This window comes from Vibrio sp. ArtGut-C1, from assembly GCF_002105475.1.
In the GTDB taxonomy this organism is placed as follows: Bacteria; Pseudomonadota; Gammaproteobacteria; order Enterobacterales; family Vibrionaceae; genus Vibrio; species Vibrio diabolicus.
Genome location: NZ_NCTH01000042.1, coordinates 19,162 through 27,966 on the forward strand (window position 1 = coordinate 19,162; position 8,805 = coordinate 27,966).

Annotated in this window: 6 protein-coding genes and 1 pseudogene; 3 read left to right on the top strand and 4 right to left on the bottom strand. The window is 42.6% G+C overall.

Annotation, left to right across the window (positions count from 1 at the left end; genetic code table 11):
• Positions 1-8: 8 nt before the first annotated feature.
• The 4 genes from B7360_RS22455 to B7360_RS22470 form a co-directional block, all read right to left on the bottom strand.
• Positions 9-2,000 carry a hypothetical protein gene (locus B7360_RS22455; protein WP_085344669.1) on the bottom strand — a complete coding sequence of 664 codons (1,992 nt, stop codon included), beginning with the start codon at positions 1,998-2,000 and terminating at the stop codon, positions 9-11.
• A gap of 3 nt (positions 2,001-2,003) precedes the next feature.
• Complete coding sequence (locus B7360_RS22460; RefSeq protein ID WP_085344670.1) at positions 2,004-4,601, bottom strand: hypothetical protein; 2,598 nt, start codon at positions 4,599-4,601, stop codon at positions 2,004-2,006.
• A 103-nt stretch (positions 4,602-4,704) separates the two neighbouring features.
• Positions 4,705-4,881, bottom strand: coding sequence for a helix-turn-helix transcriptional regulator (locus tag B7360_RS25415; RefSeq protein WP_216819539.1), 177 nt, complete (start codon positions 4,879-4,881; stop codon positions 4,705-4,707).
• 238 nt (positions 4,882-5,119) lie between these two features.
• Positions 5,120-5,407 carry a hypothetical protein gene (locus B7360_RS22470; RefSeq protein ID WP_085344671.1) on the bottom strand — a complete coding sequence of 96 codons (288 nt, stop codon included), beginning with the start codon at positions 5,405-5,407 and terminating at the stop codon, positions 5,120-5,122.
• Between the two features lie 279 nt (positions 5,408-5,686).
• Here B7360_RS22470 and B7360_RS25085 point away from each other — a divergent pair.
• The 3 genes and pseudogenes from B7360_RS25085 to B7360_RS22490 form a co-directional block, all read left to right on the top strand.
• Positions 5,687-6,128: pseudogene (locus B7360_RS25085) on the top strand (transposase); the annotation flags it as partial.
• 87 nt (positions 6,129-6,215) lie between these two features.
• Positions 6,216-6,677, top strand: a complete 462-nt coding sequence (locus B7360_RS22480) for a hypothetical protein (protein WP_005477125.1) — start codon at positions 6,216-6,218, stop codon at positions 6,675-6,677.
• A gap of 794 nt (positions 6,678-7,471) precedes the next feature.
• Entirely contained in the window at positions 7,472-8,656 is a 1,185-nt protein-coding gene (locus B7360_RS22490; RefSeq protein WP_085344672.1) for a hypothetical protein, read from the top strand.
• Positions 8,657-8,805 lie beyond the last annotated feature (149 nt).

An 8,805-nucleotide genomic window follows, 5' to 3' on the forward strand; every position in this document is an offset into this window, starting at 1 on the left:
TTGAAAGTTTATTCGATAATGCCCTTTAACCACTTCAGCCCTTGTTCTCGAAGGTTTACAGTTTTATCTAACTGTTCGCTGACTGGAGTATTAGAACTATTGACCATAGCTAGCGCGCGATATAAAGCGGTCTTAGTTCTGAGTGCGAAATAGTCATTTTGATCACAAAGTTCAATCACCTCGTCTAAATCATCTTTATCCACCATGATATCAGCTCCCGAACTCCAGCAAATTGAGGTGATTTGCTTCTGATCAGGATTTAAGAATTGCTTCAAACCACATGACTGGGTTTTAGGCACAATAGGGAAAGATGATTTTGGTAACTCCCTCCATACGCGATCGGCATCCCATTGGTTATGTTCGATACTGGCTACCACTAGAAGATTTGAAGGCCTTTTCTCGCTATGCAACACTCCAATCAAACTTGGCAACCATAAGTCCATTGGACTTCGGTGTAGGCCATCCAACCAGACCAACTGAACTTGATCAGGATTACTTTCTGCTTCTAGCCAAGCATATGCAAACCCAGTTGGTTGATCTTTAGCAGGGTGCGCCCAAAGATCATCTAGATGCAACACACTAGGGCCAAGGGCAACACGAACAAAATCTCCGCGACTAACCGCACGAGCATACGCAGGAACCATTACTTCTGCTTGTGTTTGAGGCACAATTACAAGGCCTCCCGAACGAGCACCCACATCAAACAGACTCATGGACTCAGATAAAATTCCAGCCTCACGGGCGACTTTATTGAGGCGATCAGGCAATTGAGAGAAGGTTATCTGCTCACTGGAACTGGCGAATTGCGCCAGTGACCAGGGAGGAATCTGTGCATAACGAGGCGACAGATGTTTGGCATGATCTCCCAATATTGAACGAAGGCTGTTCAATAGTTGCTCAAAGTCTTTATCAACCAAGCCATTTTCTAAACCAAGTACCGGATTTAGGCGCTGAATTTGACTTATTAGCTCGTCTCTCAAGCCAGCAAAAGTAGCTTCAATACCATTTTTTTCATTTTGTTTTACTGCCAGCTCTTCAGATAATGCTTGTAATTCATTACGAGCCGCTTCTATCTCTTGCTTAAGTTCTTGATAACAGTCTTCAAGCTGTGAGCGAACGTGTAGCTCAAGCTCTTCGCGTAAGCTGTTTTCGACTTTGCAACGAGCCTCTTCAAGCTTTTGTTTTACCGGCTCAATTTGTATTAGAGTGTCAGCAATTCGAGTGGGAGCATCGACATAGGTATCTAAGCGATTAGAAAATGAAGGAAGCCAAGCAGCTAGATGCGCCATATCTGTATGCTCATCGGCTAAGTTCTTAGCTCGGGTAAAAACACTTACTAACTCATCTCGTTTATTCTTACTAAGCCCGTTGCTATCGCTCTTACGAAGAGCATCTAGCAAGTCGCTTAATAAATCTTGATCAAATTTCCAGGGCAAATCATAGAGTGGTTCGCCGACTGTCTTACCAGGCACCTCGAAGAGTCGATCTTTGATTCGGTCACTCTCGAAAATGGCGGGGTTAAGTGAACAAACCGTAACCATTCCACTTGGTGAAACATAACGATTAGTTGTTAGATCTAAAGTGAAATAAACGACAATGCATTGCTCATCTGATATTGCAATAATGACTTCTTCCGACTCAATGGCATCAATTGAAAAACCAACCTCAAGACACTGATAGCGTGCATACTCCACTCCACCTTTACGAAAATCTAGGATACTCCGCACTGGCTTAGCACCTGGGTCTACGATGAACTGATCATAACCATCGCGTACATCCTGTGAAATTGGCTGTACTTTGAAAGCAACCAGTTGGTCTTTTTTAAGCCAACTTAGTCCAGAAGCAATTGCAAATGCTTTCCCCTTTGGAGGCAGGTTATCTTCGAAGTTATTTGCAAATACCCAATAGCCATTATTCTCTTTTGCTGCAGCTTTAATGCGTGTTCCATGCCCAGATGAATAGTCATAATCGCTAAAACCCAAATACACTTCGTCTAACACTTATTATAACTCCTTGTTGATTGGCCAATGACTGCGCTGACCTCTTTGTCGATCTTGTGCCATTATCTGAATAATATTTTGTTTTCTTGCCGAGCCGTTATCACCAATAGCTTGACCAAAAATTCTTTTTAACTCGGTCAACTGAGCACTTGTTACACCATAGCCATAGCAAAACTCTGAATCATCCTGTCGAGGGCCAGATTGCTGAGCCGTTACTCGTCGAAGCCATTTCGAGATGCACAGTGGTAAATAACCAGATTTAGCCTGACGAATAAGTGAGTCTTCTCGACTCGCAAACAATGAAGTACACGTTTGACGTGAATACTCTAAGAGAGCAGCTAAGCGCTCAGAATAGCCGAACACCAACTTCTCGTCATTCGTGATGCAGAAAAAATCCTGGCTATCATCTCGAACATACCGATACAGCTGTAGTTGCTCTGTTTCAGAACGAAACTCTGACTTTTTAAAACTTTTGGTATCGGGGCACCAAACACTTTCTAACTTTCGACCTTGATGTGTTCGACTATCGGTAAACCAGCAACTAGGAGCAGGCTCTAATAAGGGTTCTCGTGCATGAATCAGAGGCCAATTTAAATCATCGGCTAAGCTTTGAAGGTTTTCTCCTTCAATACCTATTACAGGCACAGACCAAGGGTGTTCTGCATTAAAGAAATAATTGACACCGTGTCTTTTGGCTTCGACTTCAAGAAGCTCTCGTTCAAGAAAGCTAGTTGCCCCCTCAATGATTGCTCTACCATGACCCGTTTTAACTATGCGAGGTGGTAAAACTCGCCAACGTCTTCCGCACCATTTTTTGCTGACATCTTTCTTCAACCATCCCGCTTCTTCTAATGAGCGCAATAGATCCCAAGGATTAAGTTTCCCAGGCAAAACGGGCTTTAAAAAGCTTAAAATGTCACGTTCAGAACGGGTGGCGCCTGCTCTGGCATAGATGGCCTCTAATACATCAAGCAACCGTGAAGAGCAAAACTCTGTATGTACAGGTACTACGCCATCAAAGATTAACTCACCTTCCTCGAACTGCACTTCTTGTGCGTCAACAAAACCATTTTCTGGACGGCTGGGCCATTTCTCATTTCGAGCTGCCTTACTCGTGAACGACAAATCCAGCGACTTATAGAATTGATCTCCATTTATCTGAATATTCCACTGACCATCCAGTACGTTGTTAGCACCAATCAATGCGACATGATTCTGTATTTGAAGATTCAACTCTGGTGATGATTCAATATCCGTAGATTCAGGCAAATTGATATACGGGAAATAACCTGGAATGCCCAACCACCGTCCCAGACGATCTTTGATTCCCCCCTCAATTGAAAGCTCCCGAGTTACTACCTTTGAATCACCGGCAATCCCTGCCCCAAACGTAAGTTGCTTAGCTTGATCAATATCCATTTTCTCAGATATAAACCAGCCACGTTCTAACTCCAGTGGTTTTCTAAATGAGTAAATATAGGATTTTACATTAGTCAATATAATGGTGGATACATTATCAACAGGCCGATCATCCTGAGTCCACAAACCATCATGCCCTTCAAATAGCAGAACCGTGCCCATCGCCATTATCTGCTGAAGTTGAACAGGGATCATAGGATCATTTAATGAGCTTAATAGCTGCCTGAAACTCCCTTCCCAACAAGGCTGACTTAGTTCTTCCCTCTTGTTTCCTCGTGCAACCAGAACATCTATTCCACTTTCACCCGCCCCATAAAAATCTACCGAAATCCGCCAAAGTAACTTGGATTGGTTGAAAGCTTCTTCGTTTGAAATGTCATAGAGCACACGTTCAACTATTCGCCAGAACGCATGATTTTCTATCGGCCTTCCGATACGGAATCGACCTTCTAGTTCATTAATATGTTTGCCTATTCTCTGGCGCGCCAATGCAGGCAGTTCGTACTGACAGCTACGAATATGCTGCAAAAGAGCATAACGACTATGCATGTCTTTAACCTGAGCTTTCTTAAGTATTTTCTTAAGCGCAGCTAGGTCTTCCCAGGATGGATAGGCCAACTTGAGGGCAATACCTATATTTATATAACTACCAGGATCTGGCAGGACAATAGGTCTCCAAGAGGAGGACTTATTAACCCACTCAGCGAGTGCTTCCCATAAAGAATTGACACCAGAAACTCCCTGTTCCCTGCCGTTACCGTCATGGAATAACTCACCAAGCCGATCTCGAAAGTCTTTATTATCACCAGCGCCAATCGGAGTGGAAGTGACAAAGCAACTTAAAACTAAATAATGGAAGTTATTATAAGCAAACATTCCCTGATGCTTAGAAACCTTATTCCCAAGCACTCTACGAACCCCCTTTCTGCTGAAAAGTTTCATAAATGCATCGAGTACTTGGTCCTGGGGAGTATCAGGATAGCCCACAGCCTCAGCTAAGTCTTCAGCTGTTGCGTTTAACCATTCCAAAGGCTGTTGTCCATAGGGGCCATCAACGGAAAGATAGTGCTTTTGCAGGTGCTGCGTCCACTCCGCACGAGTTAATACCTCTATAGGAATACTGAATTTTTGATCAATAAAACCGGTAACAGTGGTCCTTTCATTGTGATCTATTTGACTCATTTCTATAAAACTCGGCGTTTTCGCCCCAGTGTTTTAGCTAGGGGAAGAAACTTTCCTGCAAACGTATTACAAGCCTTCTCTAAGACGTCACCATTGATTCGATTTAGTACTTTCTTTGGTGTGCTAACACGCTGCGGTACTCAACGCCTTCTAACCTCACCTTGGTGGGTCGAAAGAAGTATTCAGTGCTTACGTCTAGCACTTTCACAAGCTTAAGCAAGTTTGAAGAAGAGGGCATAGTTGTACCATGTTCGTACTTTTTAATAGCGTTAGATGACAGGCCAACTTTCGCTAGCTAATGCCAGCCTTACGGGCTCGTTCTAGGCGTTCTGCAAACATGGTATCCTCTCAAGCAACGGGTTAGTTTGTCAAAAAAGTAAAACATCGGAAAGAATAAACCTTGTGAGCACTATTTTCTACCAGTTTCATAGTGCAGAAGTCACATTGGTTGAAGTTGGACCTTATTAAGCCTGTAGATGGACGCTGTCTTATAAGAACAAAGTCACAGCTCTAAATTTTCAGATATGTTGAGTGCGTCTTCCATCTACAACATAAAGAATGAGCCTTCTATTTAACTTTTTTGGGTGTATTGGTGAATTCGATTCAATGAAATCGACTAAATGCTCAGAGCTATATTTATCTGAAGCCCATTGAAAAGTTTGTTGTGCCAGTGGTAGCGCAAGAGCTGCAAATAGCGTAACCGTATCGGTTAAGTGCGAAAATACATCTTCTCGAATATTTGATACATACGATTCAAACATGCTGCTTGAATACATATCTGAAAAAATTTTAATAGCATTGCTCATTTGATACAACTTACTCTAAATAAAGCTATTATTCGTATAATTAACTATATATGAAATGATTGGCAGTTCATATTGTAAACAGGGAGGGGGCAGCCCTTGCCCTTCGCCTATTCACTAGTTTTAGTATAAAAACCACGAGTAGAAGTGACTAGCAAAAACTTGATTAACACGCTTTGGGGCAAAGGTGTGTTTGCATAGGCAGTTCATATCACCTCTGTCAAGTTAAACCGACAGAGGAAAAAGTGACAAACTTTCTTGTAAATGAACGAACTACCAACAAAAAGGTTCCTGTTCTTGGTTGTCATTATCGACTGGTATAACTGTAAGGTGTTGTCCTCGCGGTTATCGAACACCATGGGTACAAGTTTTATGTATCATGGCTCTCGAAGAGGTGCTCCAATACTACTGACCACCCGATATATTTAACTCCGATCAGGGCTGCGAGTTTACTAGCACTGAGTTCACACAGAAGTTGCTCAATCAGGGGAATATGGATCAACATGGACGGAAAAGGTCGCTGGATTGACAATCTTTTTATTGAGCGGCTATTGAGAAGTCTGTAATACGAGGAGATTTACTTAAAAGCTTACAGCACACCCCGTAAAGCAGAGCTTGAAATCGGGCACTACATGGTGTTTTATAATGAGGAGCGTAAACACCAAGTACTCAATGACCTCACCCTCATTAAGTCTACTTTGACAGACAGAGATACGCTGCATGAGCTGGTGTCAATCACTTAAGATATTGGCTATGTGTCCTACCATTGGGCTTCACTTCTCTAATCCGTTCATAACAATAAGTTTCGTAGATGCGTAAAGATAATTTATACACCTTTGATAGCTGGCCTGTAGGTACACCAGAACGCTTAATACACGGCTATTGGGAGTTGGGCGTGATGAGGTTTCACACATTTGATAGTGAATGCGGTAAAGAACTTCAAGATACGTACAATCGCATTAACCATGGACTGGGGGCTAATGTTGTGTACATCGACCTAACTTCAATGGGAGATGGTTATCGATACAAGTCAGAAATCTTAGATGTTATTCGAAGTGATCAGCAAACATGGGTGTGGTTCGTAGGCTGTAGAGCGCTTTTGGAGAGTTCGTTGGCGGGTTGGTTACGCTCTGTTTTGACGACATACAACCTAGACCACGTTCGAGTTGCTTTTGTGCTTGATAGCCGTGAGCAATTCAACCATATCTTTCAGGATTACTCAGCTCCGTTCTATCAATCTACCATAGCTCTGGATCTCTCAAAGAACAGTTAGGCTTATTCTTAGTTACTATTAAATATTTACTCTGTGCTTTAGCTAGTTCGTATAGATCCAGCCCTAAATGCTCCAATTTAAGTGACTAAAGCGTAGCTTTTACGCTCATATCATCGCTAAATCTAACTTTTGTTATTTTTCGGTCGGGTGGCAATTCAAACAAATGAGAAGTTGATACACTTGGGGCATTTTTGATTCTGGTGATTAATTTCGAAACACAAACATACTGGTTCACAACTCATCAATATCAACGTCAATTTCTGGGGAGTTTTCTCTTTGCTTAACTAGTTCTCGGTCTTGTTCATCTTCCTCAAATTCAATTCGGGAAGCGTCAAAAACATCGCGTCGTTCACCTAGAAAGTCGATATCCGCCTTATCCGCACCTTCCGAATAAGCCCCCCATCTTTTTCACTTGTAGTCGCGAATTCATCGGTGTGCGCAGTATGACTTGTTAATCCTTCTAAAAGGTCTTTTTCTGGCAACAGTTTTTTACTCATAACTTACCTCTCGATTCAAAAATGACATTAGATAATTTATAGCATAGTGAGCAGCTAGAAATTAGCTCTGAAACAAGGAAAGGGGCAGAATTGAGTTAGCCAACACGCCTTCCCATCTGACTGCATCACGACAGTGCAATAGCTTGCTCTTATGGGAGTGCTGAACTGCTCGCTGACTAATGAAGTCAGCAAGTCAAAGTAGGAAAATGAGACTTCGTAAACGCCGTAAAGTAATGCGTTGGGCTAATCTTACGGTTTGTTTTTCTCAGCGTTTTTAGGTAGCAACGGAGTTCTTTCATGAGCAATGGTCCAATCATCGTATCCCCCGAAAGCAGCGTTCAGAGGCTTCAACGAGTCGAGTTGCAGGCAACAGGTATCTACGATGAGAAGTGGTTACAGCAACTTATCTTTGCTAACGCTGACCTATTACCCTTTTATGAGATTGATGCGGACTATACCGGTGCGGTACCAGTGTGTATGGAGCTTGCCACTAAGTCGGGTCGAGTGGACTGCATCTATGTGACGCCATCGGGCCGATTGGTCATCGCGGAAACCAAACTCTATCGTAATCCTCAATCTCGTAGAGAAGTGATTGGACAGATACTCGATTACGCTAAAGACTTGATGAATTGGAGCTACGACGAACTTGATACTAAGGTTTGTGCAATTAATGGTGGTCTGTCGCTTTTTGAATTGGTTAAGGCGGATGGCCATGAAGTATTAGAAGCCTCATTCATTGATACGGTCCAGCGAAACCTCTCAAAAGGCCGCTTCTTATTATTGGTCGTGGGCGATGGTATTCGAGAGGGGGCTTTTGAGATAAAGGACTTTCTTAATACGTATGCATCTATGGAGTTTTCTTTTGCCATGGTTGAAGTGCAGATCTTCCACATGCCAGGCGAACAACTGCTCGTGAATCCTCAAGTGATGCGCAAAACTGAAATTACTGAGCGCCGAGTGATTTCGATTAATCAAGTGAGTAGTGAAGTTACTGAGAAACTGGAATCCACCAACGAGCAAAATGAATCAGCCACAAACAAAGGTTCTGGTCAATCCTATGAGTATTGGAGTGCATTGCTTGATTATCTTGAGCTTGATGACACTAGTGTAAGGTTACCAACCCCTTCGACTAAGGGGCACTTATGGTTCGAGTTACCACCAAGGGCACACAATAGTTGGATAACAACTTACCGATCTAAACCCAATGAGGTGGGTGTCTTTGTGAGGTTCAGAAATGACGCACTTGGACAATACTTGTTTGAGTACCTGTATGCTAGGCGAGAGTCATTGATGCCACTATTGCCGGAGGACTCTGAATTTGTCCCAGAGAAGCTAAAAATCTCGCTACCTGTAATAACTCTTGACTGGCAGAACGAAGAGTCTTGGAAAGAAGCGTTTGATTTCTACCAGTTGCGTTTAAATCAAATCTACCCCATCGTTAAACCTTTGCTGCTGCAAGCGCTAAATGCGTATGAAAATTAACGACGTTTATAACCATAAACTGTACAACAAATAAAGTATAAGATGATAGTTCTCTGTAGTGGTCAAGTAAAACTGGCCACAGTTTTATAAGGGAACCAGAACTGTCGTTCTGACTCATTTGGTGTTAATCCACCGTTATATTGATGTGG

Coding starts and splice junctions, on each gene's coding strand:
- B7360_RS22480 (WP_005477125.1), top strand. CDS start 6,216: ATGCGTAAAGATAATTTATACACCTTTGATAGCTGGCCTGTAGGTACA.
- B7360_RS22470 (WP_085344671.1), bottom strand. CDS start 5,407: ATGAGCAATGCTATTAAAATTTTTTCAGATATGTATTCAAGCAGCATG.
- B7360_RS22460 (WP_085344670.1), bottom strand. CDS start 4,601: ATGAGTCAAATAGATCACAATGAAAGGACCACTGTTACCGGTTTTATT.
- B7360_RS22490 (WP_085344672.1), top strand. CDS start 7,472: ATGAGCAATGGTCCAATCATCGTATCCCCCGAAAGCAGCGTTCAGAGG.